The following is a 14,856-nucleotide window of genomic DNA, read 5'->3' as shown; positions in this document are numbered from 1 at the left end:
ATCCTGTACAACATTGAATTGTTGTACAGGTATAACTGAAGCCTAAGCTTTTATCTATACAAGTCAACGTCCTTGTATAGGTTTTTTGTCAGCGCTTGGCCTGGCCCTGCTGCCGGCGCAGTTCTGCCACTTCAGCCTCCAGCTCGCGAACCCTTTCCTCGGCGAATATCTGCGCTGTGACATCGCGCTGGATGCCGATGTAGTAGGTTAGCTGGTCCGCCTCGTTGTGCACGGGTGTGATGGACAACTCGTTCCAGAACAGGCTGCCGTCTTTGCGGTAGTTGCGCAGCACCTGGCAGCAGGGGCGGCCTTCGCGGATCGCTTCGCGGATGGTTGCGATGCCCGGCTGGTCGTGATCCTCGCCCTGAAGAAAACGGCAGTCCTGATAGAGGATATCGTCGGCGCAATAGCCGGTCAGGCGCTCGAAGGCCGGGTTGACGTAGATAAGGATGCTCTCATTGCCTTCCTGCTCGGCGACGACGATGCCATCGTTTGAATGTTCGACCATCAGTTGCAGGAGTTTTGCGTTGATCATGGGGCTCACCTACAGGCATTTCGTATGCGATGTGCGCCAAAGGCTTCCGTGCAGTAGCTTTTGGCGCTGTTTGTTGCATGATGAACCAAGGAGGCTCGCCGCAGAAGGTGCATCTGGGTTTAGAATGTATCACCCCTTGAATGACACCTCGTTATGACCGACGCCACCCCACCCGAATTGCTACCCATGCGCGATGTGGTCAGCCTGACCGGCATCAATCCGGTGACCTTGCGTGCCTGGGAGCGGCGTCATGGGTTGATTCGCCCGCAGCGCACCGAGGGCGGCCATCGCTTGTACACGGCCCAGGATGTGCAGCGCATACGTGACATCTTGCGCTGGACCGCCAACGGCCTGCCCATCAGCAAGGTGGGTGACAGGCTCGCCGGCCAGCCTGAGGTGCCTGTGCAGCAGCCCTCGGCCTTTGACGATTGGCGCGCCGCCGTTGCACGCGCCTCCAGGGCATTCGATGCGCAGGCGCTGGAAGCTATCCATGGGCAGCTGTTCACACTCTTGCCAAAGGCCACGGTGCTGCGGGACGTGCTGATGCCGGTTTGGCATGAGCTGGCTTCAGGCACTGCGCCAGGCCAGCGTAGCCAATGGTTGTTTCTCGATACGTTCTTGCGCGCCCGGCTGTTGCTGCGCTTGCAGATGAACCAGGCCGATGCGCCACGGGTGCTGCTGGCGGGTACCGAGGGGCAAGCCGAGTGCCAGGTATTGTGCGCCGGGCTGCTGTTGAGCAGTGAGCAACAACGCATCGAAGTGCTCGGCTGCGGGCAGCCGCTGGAAGAGCTCCCGCTGCTGTGTGCGGCGATGCAGCCTGCGGCACTGGTGATCGCGCTGCAGCCGCCGGTGAGCCCTGCCTTGGCCAAGCGCCTGCGCTCCCTGCAGATGGACATTGCTTGTCCGCTGGCCTTGACGGGCGAGGGGCTGGCCGGTGTGCAAGCGGCCTTGCACGGGCTGCCGGTGTGCCTGCTGGACGAGCAGGGTGCTGACGTCGCGCGTGTGCTTGATGCCTTGCTCAGGGGGGCGCTGGACGTTTGAGCCTGGCCCTGCGCGATGCTCAGGGTGGTTGGGTCGTTGCTCGGCATGCTTTTGGCCCTTATCGGCGTCGATGAACAAGATCCTCAAGCAGTCGGGGAGCAACACGCCGGTCATCGGCTTCCGTCTGCTACGCCGTTTCCAATGTCCTGTTGGCAGTCTGCGGGCCGGTGATCATTGCGCTGACCGGCACCTGAGGCCTCATTGCTCACGCGGTGTTTTCAGGTTTGGACGGGGCCGTGTGCCACTGCTCCTTGGGCACCCATTTGGGTTGCTCGGGATCGCCCAGGTAGTGAGGCGACATGATTTGCACCCCATACTCGTTGAACACGTCCTGGATATTGGCGTGCAACAGGCTCAAAAGCTGCGCGCGTGGCCTGGGCTCTGACGGGATGGCCTGGGCCACTAATCGATACTCGGGGTAGAAGTCCGACAGTGCCGTCTGGAATACCTGGGGCATGGGCGTTTGCAGCACGCCGTCGGTGCGCCGAGCCGCTTCCAGCAACATCGCCTCGACCTGACGCCACGGGGTGTCGTAGCCAATGGTCACCACGGTGTCGACCACATAGCCTGGCCCTTGCACGATTCGTGAGTAGTTCTTGGTCACCGAGCCGGTAATCATCGAGTTGGGAAGTGTCAGCACTTCGCCAAGCCCGGTGCGAATGGTCGTGGTGAACATGCCCACCTCGGTCACCGTGCCCTCGTAATCACCCACACGTACAAATTCACCGACGCGCAGCGTGCGCGTGTAGGTGAGAATCAGTCCGGCGGCGCCTTGGCCGATGACACTGGTCGCCCCCAGTGAAACCATCAGACCGAGCAACACTGACAACCCCTTGAAGGCATCGGTACCCGAGCCGGGTAGATAGGGGTAGGCCATCACCAGGGCAAATAGCCAGATCGCCAGCGACGTCAGGCGCATGGTCGGTTGCAAGGTTTCGGCGGTCAGCCATTTCAATGTGCCTGGGCGTGCCATGCGCCTTAGCACACGTTTGGAGAAAGCGCTGATGCCCCGGGCGATGAAGAAGATCGACAGTGCAACGGCCAGGCCGGGCATGGCACGCAAAATACCGCTGATCAGGTAGTTGAGCAGCGCCATCAGGTGGATATTGAGGCTTTCCCCCCAAGACCTTGTGTAGGGGAACTGAGACAGCACGAAGCCCAGCCACTGGTAGCAGAACAACAACACGACCAACCAGTACAGCAGCCAGAGAGAGCGGTCTATCAGGTAGTACAGGTTCTGCAGGTCGAACAGTTGCGTGTGGCCGACCTTGAGGCGCTCGGAGTGTTTGCCCATCAGTTTAGGCAGCAGTCCCAGGAGCTTGCGTCGACAGTAGCCTGCGGCCTTTACCAGCATGAAAAAGACCAAGGTTGCCGCAGCGCTGTAGCCTACCGCGGTGAGCAAGAACCGCAGGCTTCGCGCCTGGCGGGTTTCCTCGACGACAAGGCGCAGGTTCTCGGCGGCCTGCTCGGCGGCTTCGCCTGTTGTAATGGTATCGGCCGCAGCATCCAGTGGCGTCACGATGAATGCCCGGCGCCCGCCCAGCAGCACCAGGTAGCTGTGCAGGATAGGGTCGACGCGAACCTCCAGATCGTTTGTTTCCTGAAGCGTATCCTCGATGACCTTCTTGGCGCGCTGGGCACGCACCGTGGGTGTTTCGCCCAGCAGCGTCGCACGAAAGACCAGCACCGTGCGGTTGATGACGGTCAACGGTGCGGGTTCGGCAATCACACCCTCTATCTCTGGCCCAGGCTGAGGGGTGTCCGCATGGAGCAGGGGCGAGAACAGCAAGTGGATCAGTAGCATCAGCCCAGCAGCCCGTCCGAACCTGCGCTTGTTGCCCATTTAACAGCCCCTGTGCCGGCGTGTGGATTGCTACCAGCATAGTCGGCTTCAGCCAGCATTCAGTGGCTTAGTTCGCGGGCACGAGGATCACGAAGTTCTTCTTCATGTCTTCCACTACGGTCCATTTGCCCTTGGCGCCCGGTTCGATAATGAACGTGTCGCCAGCGGCCAGTGTGACCGGGGCGCAACCCTCAAGCTCGATGACGCAGCATCCACTCAGGACATGGCAGAACTCCCAGACTTTGTAGTCAATGCGCCACGCCCCGGTGCTGGCTTCCCATTCTCCGGAAATGCGACCTTGCTGTTCATCGTGATAGTACTTGGACGTCAGCGTGTGAGGGCTGCCTTCCAGGACTTCTTCAAAGAACGGAAGGTCGCGCAGCGGTTGGATATCCAGTTCGCGGAACACGGTCAGTTTCTGGTTCATGGCTGTTTCTCGAGCACGTTGTGAGTAGGGCGATACATTAAATAGGCTTCACCGGTGACGCCCAGCATCGGGTGCGGAACGATCTGGCAGGTTTTAACAATTTGAAAACCATGACGTTCGTAGAAGCGGCGTGCACCGTGGTTTTCTGCGTAATCGATCAGGCACAACCCATCAAGGCCCGCGTCGTCAGCGCGCTGCTGGGCGTGGCGAAGAAACTGGGCGCCCAGCCCCTGGCTCCGCCAGGCTTCATCCAGCGCCAGGCTGGATATGTACAAGGTATCGGGTACTTCCATGTCGGAATAAGGCGCGAGGACGGGGTCGGTCTCGACTGGCCTGTCAGGCGTTGCGCGCAAGGCATAGCTATGCATCATGCCGATGACGCGCCCTTCAAAAGTGGCCATCAGGCAGTTCTTGTATGAAAAGTCGCCCTGTTCTCTGGCATAGCGAGACGCACCGACACTCAGCAAGGCTTCTCCAGGTGCGGCGAGCTTGCTCCATATGTAATCGGCCATGCCCTCCGATGTCAGTTGAAAGAAGCGCGCAATATCATGCGCGTCCGAGACTCGAGCGGGTCTGAAGTCGATAGGCATGCACAGTGCTCCCATGGTGCCGGGGGTCAGTTTTCAAGGGTTACGCCTTTGGCAGGGAGGCAGGGTAGACGGTTATAGCGGTTCCCATGATGCTCTGCGCGAACACCATCAGCATGGCCTGCGACACGCCTCGTGGCCACATGGCCCGACCGATTTCAGGAGCAGGGACGCTCCACCGTCGCCACCTGCGCCGGGGTCATGCGCCAGTGCCCGGGCGGTTGGCAAGCAACTCGGCGACCAAGGCGCTGGTATCGACGATATCCAGTTGCGCCAGGCATCGCACGGGCAGGCGAAAGGGGGCGATGCTGTCGGCCACCAGTACCCGTTCGAACGCGCCGCTGTCGAACAGCTCGCCACCGGTGGTGAACAGGCCGTGGGTGGCCGCAGCCAGTAGGCGGCTGGCTCCGGCCTGCCGGCAGGCCTGGGCAGCGCGCAGCAGCGTCTGCCCCGTACTGATCAGGTCGTCGAACACAATGACGGTGCTGCCTGCCACGTTACCGACCAAGTGTTCGCCGCTCAGGCCTGCCTGCTGGCGGTGTTTTTCCATCATGGCCACCGAGACCGGGCGCGCCAGCAGGTGCGCCAGGACCTGGCGAAACTGCTCCGCACGTTTGACGCCACCGATATCCGGCGACACCACCGTGACCGCCTGCTCACCGAGGAGCGGGGCCAGGCGTTGGGCGAACAGTGGGGTGCATTGCAGGTTCCAGTTCGGGATTCGGTAGGCGTTGTCGAAGGCGCTGGGGTTGTGCACGTCCAGCGCCACAATGCGGTCCACGCCGCAGCTTTCCATCAGCCGAGCCACATGGCGGGTGATAATAGCGTCCTGAAACTCCACCTTGCGGTCCTTGCGACCATAACAGAGGTAAGGCGTGACTGCCGTCACCTGGCGGGCAGCAGCGTCCTTGAGCGCGCCACAGAAGAACAACAACCGGCATAGCTTGTCATGCGCGCTGTGGTGCGCGTCACCATACAGCGAGTGGAAGACGATGACCGATCGACCGTCCACCGATTCGCCGGGCCAGCACTTGTGCTCTCCGTCCTCGTAGTCGCGCTCTTCATGTGCAGACAGTGTCCTGCCCAGGCGTTGCGCCACGGCATTCCCATAGGCCTGGCTGCCTTGCAGGGCGAACAGCAACGGCGAGGTGTCATTCATGCCCTGCGCTCCAGAGGTCGTTCACAGCGACATGAGCTGCATGGCACTGTGCGGTTTGATGAGTGTCCAGTCGAGCATAGCCAGTGGGCGACCGTTCAACCGTGAATCGCCAGGATACTGGAGTGAACCTTGTACAGGGTTTGCTCGGTAGTACTGCCGACGACCTTGCTCACCCCCTCGTGGTAGAGCGTGCCCATCACCACCACATCGAAGCCTTGCTGGTTCGCGTATTCGCTGACCACGTTACGGGCAGCGCCCCGCACCAGGTGCAGGTGGTCTGGCTTGATGCCATAGTGGCCGCCGAACGTCGCCATGCGCTCGCGCGCACGACCGGACATTTCCTCGACCAGTTTGTCGGTCCAGGCCACGGGTGCGGCGGCATAGGCGACGAAACTGGCGCTGGGTTCGTAGGCCTGCAGCAAATGCAGCTGCGCCTTGCAGCGTTGTGCCAGTGCCTGTGCCGATTGCAGGATGTGGTCGTTGAGCTTGTCGATCACCGGGTCGTGCTCGACCAGATCAACGGCGACCAGTATGCGCGCTGGCAGCTTCGTTTCAGCCTGGGCTACCAGGTGCAGCGGGATCGGGCAGCGGCGTAGCAATTGCCAGTCCAATGGCGTGAGCAGGGCACGGCTCAAGGCGGTTTCGTGCTGGATGTCCTTGATCACCATCCCGACCCGGTGCAGTTGGGCCAGCCGGATGAAGTCCTTGAGCGGGTCTTGATCGTCCAGTGTCTCGGCGTAGGCGGTAATGCCCAGCTCGCCCAGCGCCTTCACCTGCTCAGCGAGCCAAGCCTTGCGATGCTCGGCGTCCTGCTTGCGGGCGTTTTTGCGTAGCACCTGGTCCAGGGTTGCCAGGCGCGAGGGCAATTGGCTGAGCGCCACCAGGTGCAAGGTAGCACCTGTCGCACTGCTCAGCGCTTGAGCACGCGTCAGGGCAGGCGAAGGGTGCAGGTCTGGATGGCAGATCAGCAGCAGTCTTGAGTAAGTATTCATGATGGCCTCCACCGCGGTGGCAGCCTCGATGAAGGCCCACCGGTTCAGGCCAAGCGTGACGCAGTGGGGCTCGATGACCTTGATATTTATCAAGATTGGCTGAATGCGGTGTACTCATGACCGGGTCGCAGAGCTCGGCATGTTTCTCGCTGCGCATCAACACTGTTCGCTGTTGTACAGCTGATCAGCAGTGATGTCGTCCTGCAGGCATTAAAGCTGCTTCGAGTAATCTCTATGTCATTGTAAATAAAGAAAATATTTATTGGCATGGATTGTGTTGATAGAGCATTGAGAGGCGCCGAAACAGGGTGCCGAGCCTATCGATCAGGAGCTCCCATGCCACGTGAAATTCGTTTGAACGCCTTCGAGATGAACTGTGTCGGCCATCAGTCGCCCGGACTCTGGAGGCACCCCAAGGATCGCGCCTGGCAATACAAGGATCTGGAGTACTGGACGGATCTGGCCAAGTTGCTTGAGCGCGGTAAGTTTGACGGCATCTTCATCGCCGACGTGATCGGCATCTACGACGTGCTGGGTGGCAATGGCGATGCGGCCATCCGCCAGGCGACCCAGGTTCCGGTCAATGATCCGCTGGCGCTGATCACCCCGATGGCGCTGGTTACCGAACACCTCGGTTTTGGCCTCACCGCCTCGCTGACGTTCGAGCACCCGTATCCTTTCGCCCGGCGCCTGTCGACCCTGGATCACCTGACCAAGGGGCGCATCGGCTGGAACATCGTTACCTCGTACCTCGACAGCGGCGCGCGCAACCTCGGGCAGAAGGCGCTGAGCGACCACGATGCGCGCTACGACTACGCCGACGAATATCTTGAAGTGCTCTACAAGCTGTTCGAGGGGAGCTGGGAAGAGGGCGCTGTGCTGCGTGATCGCGAGCGCGGCATTTTCAGCGATCCCAGCAAGGTTCATGAGATCCGCCACCAGGGCAAGCACTTCCAGGTGCCCGGCATCCACCTCTGCGAGCCTTCGCCGCAGCGCACGCCGGTGCTCTATCAGGCGGGGGCGTCGAGCCGTGGCAAGGACTTCGCAGCCGGACACGCCGAGTGCGTGTTCGTCGCCGCACCGTCCAAGGTGATCCTGAAGAAAACCGTGGCCGACATCCGCCGTCGCGCTGCCGAGGCCGGGCGTGATCCACGCAAGGTGCTGATCTTCAACCTGCAGACAGTGATCGTCGACGAGACCGACGCCAAGGCTCAGGCCAAGTGGCAGGAGCTCACGTCATATACCAGCTACGAAGGTGCGCTGGCGCTGATCTCGGGATGGACGGGGATCGACTTCGGCCAGTACCGGCCCGACCAGGTGCTCAAGCATATCCATACCAATGCCATTCAGTCGGCAGTGGAAACCTTTTCCACCGCCGACCCCAATAAGCAATGGACGGTGCAGGAACTGGCCGATTGGGTTGGTATTGGCGGCTTCGGCCCGCTGATCGTCGGCAGTGCGCAGACCGTCGCCGACGAGCTGCAGGCCTGGGTCGAGGAAACCGACGTGGACGGCTTCAACCTGGCTTACGTCCTGGCCCACGAAACCTTTCGCGATGTGGTCGAGCTGTTGGTGCCCGAGTTGCAGAAACGCGGTGTGTACAAGACCGAATATCGTTCCGGAACCCTGCGCGAGAAGCTGTTCGGCGATGGCCCGCGACTGCCCGCCAACCATCCTGGCGCCGGCTATCGCGACCTCAGCCAGCAGCGCGAAAACGTCGATGTCAACCTGGCCGAGCCGGCCTGAATCGGCAGAGGAGTCATCGCATGAGCATTCATGAACGCTATCCGCCGTTGCCCGACGTAGTGGCCGACAGCGCGCTGACGGCGCTGCAGCGTTGGGCCAGAGAACGGCCGACACAAATCGCCCTGCGTCATCGCCGTCTCGGTGCGTGGAAGGCCTGGCGCTGGATCGATGTGCAGCACGAGGTCGAGCGGGTTGCCAACGGCCTGCGCCAGCAGGGGTTCGGCCCCGGGCAGCGCCTGGCATTGAGTGGCGCCTTCGAGCCGAGCCTGCTGATTCTGGCGTTGGCTGCCCACCCGCTTGGCGGCCAGAGTCTGGTGATTGGCCGCGACAGCCGTGGCGATGAGCTGCAACGGCAACTGCGCCAGGCGCGTCCGACGTTCGCCTTCGTCCAACGCCGTGAAGACGTGTCGCACTGGTTGGGCAGCGGCCTTGCCGAGCTGTGGCCACTGCGTTTGTTTTCCGCCCAGGCCAATGTCGTGAGCAACGGCTTGTGGCAGGTGCAGCCGCTGTCGACGTTGTTTGTCGGCGAGGCGCCGGTGGCGCAGCCTCAGGGTTGGGCGCAGGGCGCCGAAGATGACGTGCTGTGGGTCGATGAGGGCACCGAATGGCGTGAGGGACTGGGGCATTTGCTGAGCCGTTGGTTGCACCATGGCGAAAGTCTAGCCTTCCCGGAAACGAGCGAGTCTGCTGGTCGCGACCGTCGCGAAATCGCCCCGACCGGGTTGTTGTTGTCCGCTGCGGGGGTCGAGGCGCTGGCGGGCGAAATCGATGCCCGCCTGGCGCCACCAGACAGTTGGCGACGGCGTCTGTGTGACTGGACGCTGGAAAATCCACACCAGGGCTTGCGTCGCTGGCTGAAGCAGCGGGTGCGGCGTCTGCTCGGCTTCCATCGCTTGCGCCGGATCGAGGTGCCAAGTGCGTCTGCCAGCGTGGCGCTACAAGGCCCGGCACGCTTGTCATGGCTGCACGAATATCTGGAGCGCGCGGCATGAGTGCTTTGCTGGAGGTGCGCAACGTGTCGCTGTCGTTCAAGGGCGTGAAGGCGATTTCCGACTTGTCCTTCAGCGTCAGGCGCGGCGAGATCTGCGCCCTGATCGGGCCGAATGGCGCCGGCAAGAGCTCGCTGCTGAACATCCTCAATGGCGTCTACCGGGCCGATGCCGGCCAGCTGTTCTTCGCCACCGAGCCGTTGCGCCGGCCGCACCCGCTGCAGGCGGCGCGGCTGGGGATCGGCCGTACCTTCCAGAACAATGCGCTGTTCAAGAAGATGAGTGTGCTGGACAACCTGCTTACCGGTCTGTCGCGTTTCCAGCGCAGTTTCTTTCTCGAACAGGCGCTGGGCCTGCCACGTGCCCGGCGCGAGGCCCGGGCTTTCGCCGAGCGTGCCGAGCAGGTGCTGGAGTTCCTCGAGCTGCAGCCCTGGCGCGACGTTGCCGTGGGCAGCCTGGCCTATGGCCTGCAGAAACGCGTGGAGCTGGGGCGTGCGCTGATCGCGCAGCCGACCCTGCTGCTGCTCGACGAGCCGATGGCGGGGATGAACGCCGAAGAGAAACAGGACATGAGCCGCTTCATCGCCGATATCAACCGTGATCTCGGCACCACGGTGATTCTCATCGAACACGACATTCAGGTGGTCATGGGGCTGTCCAGCCACGTGGTGGTGCTGGACTACGGGCGCAAGGTCGGCGATGGCACACCGGCCGAAGTGCAGGCCAATCCCGATGTGATCGCCGCCTACCTGGGAGCGCCACACGGATGAACTTCTTCCTGGAAACCTTGATCGGCGGCTTGCTCGCCGGCACCCTGTATTCGCTGGTGGCCATCGGCTTCGTGCTGATCTACAAGGCCAGCGGCGTGTTCAACTTCGCCCAGGGCGCGATGCTGCTGTTTGCTGCGCTGACCTTCGTCAGCCTGCACGAGCAGGGCCTGCCGTTCGCCCTGGCGTTGGCCCTGACCGTACTGGTGATGATCGTCGGCGCGCTGCTGATCGAGCGCCTGGTGCTGCGGCCCCTGGTCAATCGCTCGCAGATCACCCTGTTCATGGCCACCCTTGGCCTGTCGTTCATCATCGAGGGCCTGGCCCAGGGCTTGATGGGCGCCCAGGTACGCGCGCTGGATCTGGGCATCGAGGACGTCCCGCTGTTCGTCGGCGAACTGATGATCAGCCAGTTCGACCTGGTTGCCTCCGGCGTTTCCGCCTTGTTGGTGGCGGTGCTGGCGCTGCTGTTCAACAAGACCCGCATCGGTGTGGCCTTGCGGGCGGTGGCCGACGATACCCGCGCGGCGCTGTCGCTGGGCATCAACCTCAACCGCATCTGGCAGATCGTCTGGGCCGTGGCCGGAATGGTCGGGCTGGTGGCCGGGCTGCTCTGGGGGGCGCGCCAGGGCGTGCAGTTCTCGCTCTCGCTGGTCGTGCTCAAGGCGCTGCCGGTGCTGATCATCGGCGGCTTCACCTCGATTGGCGGAGCCATCGTCGGCGGGCTGATCGTCGGTGCCGCCGAGAACCTCGCCGAAGCCTACATAGGCCCGCTGATCGGCGGCGGCATCACGCCCTGGTTCGCTTATTTCCTTGCCCTGATCTTCCTCTACATCCGTCCGGCCGGCCTGTTCGGCGACCGGGCCACCGAACGGGTATGACGCAATGACCGCTACCGTTTCACGCTTGGGCGCCGGCTTCGACGAGGCGCCGCTGACCCTGGTGCGCCGTCGCTGGCCAGTGGGCCTGCCGTTGTTGCTGCTGGTGGCCTTCGTCGGCTTGCCCTGGCTGGGCAACGACTACTGGCTCAACGCGATCCTGATTCCCTTCCTGGTGCTGTCGCTGGCCGGGCTGGGGCTGAACTTGCTGACCGGCTACACCGGGCAGACCTCGGTCGGTGCCGCCGGCTTTATGGCGGTGGGCGCCTTCGCCACCTACGGCCTGCTGCTGCGTGTGCCTGGGCTCCCGTTGCCGCTGGCGCTGATCGGCGGCGGGCTGATTGCCGGCCTGGTCGGCTTGCTGTTCGGCATACCCAGTTCGCGGATCAAGGGTTTCTACCTGATGGTCACCACGCTGGCTGCGCAGTTCTTCCTCGAATGGGTGTTCGCCAAGTTTCCCTGGTTCTACAACCATGCCTCGTCCGGCACCATCAGCGCACCGCGCCTGGAGTTGTTCGGCCACAGCCTGGCCTCGCCGGTAGGTCGCTACCTGCTGACCCTGAGCTGCGTGGTGCTGCTGACCTGGGTCGCGGTCAACCTGGTGCGCAGCCAGGTCGGGCGCAACTGGATGGCGATCCGCGACATGGACACCGCCGCCTCGGTGATCGGCATTCCGGTGGAGCGCTACAAACGCCTGGCCTTTGCCGTCAGCTCTTTCTACCTGGGCATCGCCGGGGCGCTCTGGGCCTTCGCCTACCTGGGCACGTCCAGTGCCGGCAGCTTCGATATCAACCGCTCGTTCCAGATCCTCTTCATCATCATCATCGGTGGCATGGGCAGCATCGCCGGCAATTTCATCGGCGCGGCTTTCATCAGCCTCACACCGATTCTGCTCAGCCATGCCGGGCAGTGGCTGTTCGGCGGCAACGTCGATGCCGGGCAATTGCAGAACCTGCAGAAGATCCTCTTCGGCAGCCTGATCATCTGGTTCCTGATCAAGGAGCCGGAAGGCCTGGTGCGCCTGCTCGGCGACCTGCGCGAACGCATCAGGGTCTGGCCGCTGCGATTCTGAGCACGACCGCCTCTTTCCATGAACCTTGACCCGACCGCGGGAAAGGAGGTTTTCACCCCAGCACAAGAAGTTCACACCATGCGCAAACCCTTGCATCGTCACCTGCTCGTCAGCCTCTTTGTGCTCGGCGCCCAGGCCCTGTCTCCGGTCGTCACCCAGGCCGCCGACAACCAGCAGTTCATTCCCATGGCCACCTACCGGGTCGGCGCCTATGCCTCCAGCGGGATTCCCTGGTGGGCCGGAGAGATCGACTACTTCCGTTACATCAACGAGGTCGAAGGCGGCATCAACGGCGTCAAGCTGGTCTGGCAGGAGTGCGAGACCGAGTGGAACGTCGACCGTATCGTCGAGTGCTACGAGCGCTACAAAGATGGCAAGGATGGCGCGCCGACGGCGTTCTTCTTCACCCACAGCACTCCGGGCTCCTATGCGCTGATGGAGAAGGGCGCGGCCGACCGCATCCCGCTGATCGATGGTGCCGGCGGGCGCACCGAGTCTACCGACGGCAGCGTGTTCCCCTATGCCTTCCCACTGCTGCTGAACTACTACGGGCAGGCCTCGGTGGGCATCAACTACATCGCCGAGCGCGAGGGCGGCTTCGACAAGCTCAAGGGCAAAAAGATCGTCACCGTCTACCACGACTCGGCGTATGGCCGGGAAACCCAAGCGCCGATGAAGCTGCTGGCGGAAACATACGGCTTCGAGAACATCCAGATCCCGGTGGCCGATCCGGGCAATGAGCAGTCGGCGCAGTGGCGCCAGGTGCGGCAGATCAAGCCAGATTGGGTGTTCCTGCGTACCTGGGGCGTGTCCACTCCGGTTGGCATAAAGACGGCCGCACGCTTCGGCATCCCGGTGGAGCGCATCATCGGCGACGTCTGGGCCGGCTCCGAGGCCGACGTGCTCCCAGCCGGCACGGCGGCCAAGGGCTACCAGGCCCTGGCGCCGTTCCCCGGTGGCGACGGTTTCGAGATTCACCAGCGCCTGCGCCAGCACATCCTCGATGTTGGCAAGAGCGACCTGAAGGATAAGCGCTACTTCGGCAAGGTGTACTACAACATCGGCCTGATCAATGCCGCGATTGCCGTCGAGGCGCTGCGCACCGCCCAGGGCAAGTTTGGCAACCGCCCGCTCAACGGTGAGGAAGCGCGCTGGGGCTTCGAGCACCTGAATATCGACGCCGCGCGCCTCAAGGCCAGTGGCTTCGAAGGGCTGCTGCCACCGCTGCAGCTGTCCTGCTCTGATCACGAGGGCGGTGGTGCGGCCCGCGTTCAGCAGTGGGACGGCGAGAAATGGGTGCTGGTGACCGACTGGATCCAGGCCGACCGCACCACCTTGCGTCCGCTGATCGAGGCCAAGTCCGCCGCCTATGCCCAGGAGAAGGGCATCACCCCGCGTAATTGCGCCAACGAGCAATAACCCCCCATGACCTGCGCCCGGCCACCGTCGCGTGGGCCGGGCGCCTGAGGAGAAAGACCATGCATGCAACGCTGAAACGCGGTGTCGCCGCCTTTGGCCTGGCGCTCGCGAGCTACGCCGCGATGCCGTCGGCGGCCCAGGCGGCCAATGAACAATTCTTCCCGCTAGCCACCTACCGAGTCGGTGCCTATGCCTCCAGCGGCATTCCGGTGTGGGCCGGGATGATCGACTACCTGCGCTACATCAACGACGTCGAAGGCGGCATCAATGGCGTCAAGCTGGTCTGGCAGGAGTGTGAGACCGAGTGGACGGCGGAGAAGGGCATCGAGTGCTACGAGCGCTTCAAGAACGGCCTCAATGGCGCTCCGGTAGCGGTCTACCAGCCCAATGGTGCGCCGGCTGCCTATGCCCTGGCGGACAAGGCCGAGGCCGACCGGATCCCGCTGATCACCCTCGGCTATGGTCGTACCGAGGCCACCGATGGCCGCGTCTTTCCCTACAACTTCCCGGTGATGCTGACCTTCTACAGCGAGGCTTCGGCATTCATCAACTACGTGGCCGAGCGCGAGGGTGGGCTGGACAAGCTCAAGGGCAAGAAGATTGCCACCGTCTACCACGACTCCGCCTATGGCCGGGAAACCCAGGGGCCGCTGAAGCTGCTGGCGGAGAAGTACGGCTTCGAGAACATCCAGATTCCCGTCGCCGACCCGGGTAACGAGCAGGCCTCGCAGTGGCGCCAGGTGCGCCAGCTCAAGCCGGACTGGGTATTCCTGCGCACCTGGGGCGTGTCCACCCCGGTGGCGATCAAGACTGCGGCGCGCTTCGGCTTTCCGGTCGATCGCATCGTTGGCGACATCTGGGCCAGCTCCAATGAAGACGTGCTGCCGGCCGGCGAGGCGGGCAAGGGTTATCTGGCCCTGACGCCCTATCCGGGCGGTTCCGACTTCGACATCCACCAGCGCATCAAGGCACACATCCTCGACAAGGGCAAGAGCGACCTCAAGGATCCGAAGAGCTTCGGCAGCGTGTACTACAACTCCGGCCTGGTGAATGCCGCCATCGCCGTCGAGGCGATCCGCGCCGCGCAGAAGCACTTCGGAGCGCGGCCGCTCAATGGCGAGGAAGGTCGCTGGGGCTTGGAACACCTCGATCTCGACGATGCGCGGCTCAAGGCGATCGGTTTCCTGGGGCTGATGCAGCCGCTGAAGCTGTCGTGCAGCGACCACGAGGGGGGCGGTGCCGTCAAGGTGCAGCAGTGGGATGGCCAGCAGTGGAAGCTGATCACCGATTGGGTGCAGGCCGATCATGTCACCCTGCGCCCCCTGATTGACGCCAAGGCTGCCGAGTACGCGAAAGAGAAAGGCGTGACCCCCCGTGCGTGTGACGCGCCGTGAGCGCTCG

Annotated in this window: 14 protein-coding genes; 8 read left to right on the top strand and 6 right to left on the bottom strand. The window is 62.9% G+C overall.

All coding sequences use genetic code 11. The annotated features are described in order from the left end of the window. Positions 1–88: 88 nt before the first annotated feature. A complete protein-coding gene (locus tag AA098_RS16125) occupies positions 89–535 on the bottom strand; it encodes a PAS domain-containing protein (RefSeq protein ID WP_003254000.1) in 447 nt (148 codons plus the stop codon). 153 nt (positions 536–688) lie between these two features. Between AA098_RS16125 and AA098_RS16120 the strand changes: the two genes are divergently transcribed. Beyond that, positions 689–1,576, top strand: coding sequence for a MerR family transcriptional regulator (locus AA098_RS16120; RefSeq protein WP_064614765.1), 888 nt, complete (start codon positions 689–691; stop codon positions 1,574–1,576). A gap of 205 nt (positions 1,577–1,781) precedes the next feature. Here AA098_RS16120 and AA098_RS16115 read toward each other — a convergent pair whose 3' ends face one another. From AA098_RS16115 to AA098_RS16095, 5 genes are all read right to left on the bottom strand, one after another. Then, complete coding sequence (locus AA098_RS16115; protein WP_064614764.1) at positions 1,782–3,419, bottom strand: mechanosensitive ion channel family protein; 1,638 nt, start codon at positions 3,417–3,419, stop codon at positions 1,782–1,784. A 67-nt stretch (positions 3,420–3,486) separates the two neighbouring features. Then, the gene (locus AA098_RS16110; RefSeq protein WP_014860486.1) at positions 3,487–3,846 is read right to left on the bottom strand and encodes a cupin domain-containing protein; all 360 of its coding nucleotides are present in this window, start codon (positions 3,844–3,846) and stop codon (positions 3,487–3,489) included. Next, positions 3,843–4,436, bottom strand: a complete 594-nt coding sequence (locus tag AA098_RS16105) for a GNAT family N-acetyltransferase (RefSeq protein ID WP_230065177.1) — start codon at positions 4,434–4,436, stop codon at positions 3,843–3,845. The genes AA098_RS16110 and AA098_RS16105 overlap by 4 nt, the downstream gene beginning before the upstream one ends. Positions 4,437–4,632: 196 nt before the next feature. After that, positions 4,633–5,592 carry a ribose-phosphate pyrophosphokinase gene (locus AA098_RS16100; protein ID WP_064614763.1) on the bottom strand — a complete coding sequence of 320 codons (960 nt, stop codon included), beginning with the start codon at positions 5,590–5,592 and terminating at the stop codon, positions 4,633–4,635. A 95-nt stretch (positions 5,593–5,687) separates the two neighbouring features. Next, positions 5,688–6,677 carry a universal stress protein gene (locus tag AA098_RS16095; protein WP_060545017.1) on the bottom strand — a complete coding sequence of 330 codons (990 nt, stop codon included), beginning with the start codon at positions 6,675–6,677 and terminating at the stop codon, positions 5,688–5,690. 243 nt (positions 6,678–6,920) lie between these two features. Here AA098_RS16095 and AA098_RS16090 point away from each other — a divergent pair, with 243 nt between their 5' ends. From AA098_RS16090 to AA098_RS16060, 7 genes are all read left to right on the top strand, one after another. Continuing rightward, positions 6,921–8,330, top strand: a complete 1,410-nt coding sequence (locus AA098_RS16090; RefSeq protein WP_003253993.1) for an LLM class flavin-dependent oxidoreductase — start codon at positions 6,921–6,923, stop codon at positions 8,328–8,330. Between the two features lie 20 nt (positions 8,331–8,350). Then, entirely contained in the window at positions 8,351–9,322 is a 972-nt protein-coding gene (locus tag AA098_RS16085; protein ID WP_064614762.1) for an AMP-binding protein, read from the top strand. Further along, positions 9,319–10,089 carry an ABC transporter ATP-binding protein gene (locus AA098_RS16080; protein ID WP_003253991.1) on the top strand — a complete coding sequence of 257 codons (771 nt, stop codon included), beginning with the start codon at positions 9,319–9,321 and terminating at the stop codon, positions 10,087–10,089. The genes AA098_RS16085 and AA098_RS16080 overlap by 4 nt, the downstream gene beginning before the upstream one ends. After that, a complete protein-coding gene (locus tag AA098_RS16075; protein WP_003253990.1) occupies positions 10,086–10,967 on the top strand; it encodes a branched-chain amino acid ABC transporter permease in 882 nt (293 codons plus the stop codon). Before AA098_RS16080 ends, AA098_RS16075 begins: the two co-directional genes overlap by 4 nt. A gap of 4 nt (positions 10,968–10,971) precedes the next feature. Beyond that, a complete protein-coding gene (locus AA098_RS16070) occupies positions 10,972–12,036 on the top strand; it encodes a branched-chain amino acid ABC transporter permease (protein ID WP_003253989.1) in 1,065 nt (354 codons plus the stop codon). Positions 12,037–12,114: 78 nt separating this feature from the next. Further along, on the top strand, positions 12,115–13,455 hold the full coding sequence (locus AA098_RS16065) for an ABC transporter substrate-binding protein (RefSeq protein ID WP_060538311.1): 1,341 nt from the start codon (positions 12,115–12,117) through the stop codon (positions 13,453–13,455). A gap of 59 nt (positions 13,456–13,514) precedes the next feature. Continuing rightward, positions 13,515–14,849, top strand: coding sequence for an ABC transporter substrate-binding protein (locus AA098_RS16060; RefSeq protein WP_004576520.1), 1,335 nt, complete (start codon positions 13,515–13,517; stop codon positions 14,847–14,849). Positions 14,850–14,856: the final 7 nt, after the last annotated feature.

Origin of the sequence: Pseudomonas sp. JY-Q (genome assembly GCF_001655295.1) — a bacterium.
In the GTDB taxonomy this organism is placed as follows: Bacteria; Pseudomonadota; Gammaproteobacteria; order Pseudomonadales; family Pseudomonadaceae; genus Aquipseudomonas; species Aquipseudomonas alloputida.
Note: the sequence above shows the minus strand (reverse complement) of the source record. Positions and strands in the feature narration are given on the sequence as shown.

Bases quoted from the DNA above. Each gene is read 5' to 3' on its own strand.
- AA098_RS16075 (WP_003253990.1), top strand. From the start codon at position 10,086: ATGAACTTCTTCCTGGAAACCTTGATCGGCGGCTTGCTCGCCGGCACC.
- AA098_RS16105 (WP_230065177.1), bottom strand. From the start codon at position 4,436: ATGCCTATCGACTTCAGACCCGCTCGAGTCTCGGACGCGCATGATATT.
- AA098_RS16115 (WP_064614764.1), bottom strand. From the start codon at position 3,419: ATGGGCAACAAGCGCAGGTTCGGACGGGCTGCTGGGCTGATGCTACTG.
- AA098_RS16060 (WP_004576520.1), top strand. From the start codon at position 13,515: ATGCATGCAACGCTGAAACGCGGTGTCGCCGCCTTTGGCCTGGCGCTC.
- AA098_RS16100 (WP_064614763.1), bottom strand. From the start codon at position 5,592: ATGAATGACACCTCGCCGTTGCTGTTCGCCCTGCAAGGCAGCCAGGCC.
- AA098_RS16125 (WP_003254000.1), bottom strand. From the start codon at position 535: ATGATCAACGCAAAACTCCTGCAACTGATGGTCGAACATTCAAACGAT.
- AA098_RS16120 (WP_064614765.1), top strand. From the start codon at position 689: ATGACCGACGCCACCCCACCCGAATTGCTACCCATGCGCGATGTGGTC.
- AA098_RS16090 (WP_003253993.1), top strand. From the start codon at position 6,921: ATGCCACGTGAAATTCGTTTGAACGCCTTCGAGATGAACTGTGTCGGC.
- AA098_RS16080 (WP_003253991.1), top strand. From the start codon at position 9,319: ATGAGTGCTTTGCTGGAGGTGCGCAACGTGTCGCTGTCGTTCAAGGGC.
- AA098_RS16085 (WP_064614762.1), top strand. From the start codon at position 8,351: ATGAGCATTCATGAACGCTATCCGCCGTTGCCCGACGTAGTGGCCGAC.
- AA098_RS16110 (WP_014860486.1), bottom strand. From the start codon at position 3,846: ATGAACCAGAAACTGACCGTGTTCCGCGAACTGGATATCCAACCGCTG.
- AA098_RS16065 (WP_060538311.1), top strand. From the start codon at position 12,115: ATGCGCAAACCCTTGCATCGTCACCTGCTCGTCAGCCTCTTTGTGCTC.
- AA098_RS16070 (WP_003253989.1), top strand. From the start codon at position 10,972: ATGACCGCTACCGTTTCACGCTTGGGCGCCGGCTTCGACGAGGCGCCG.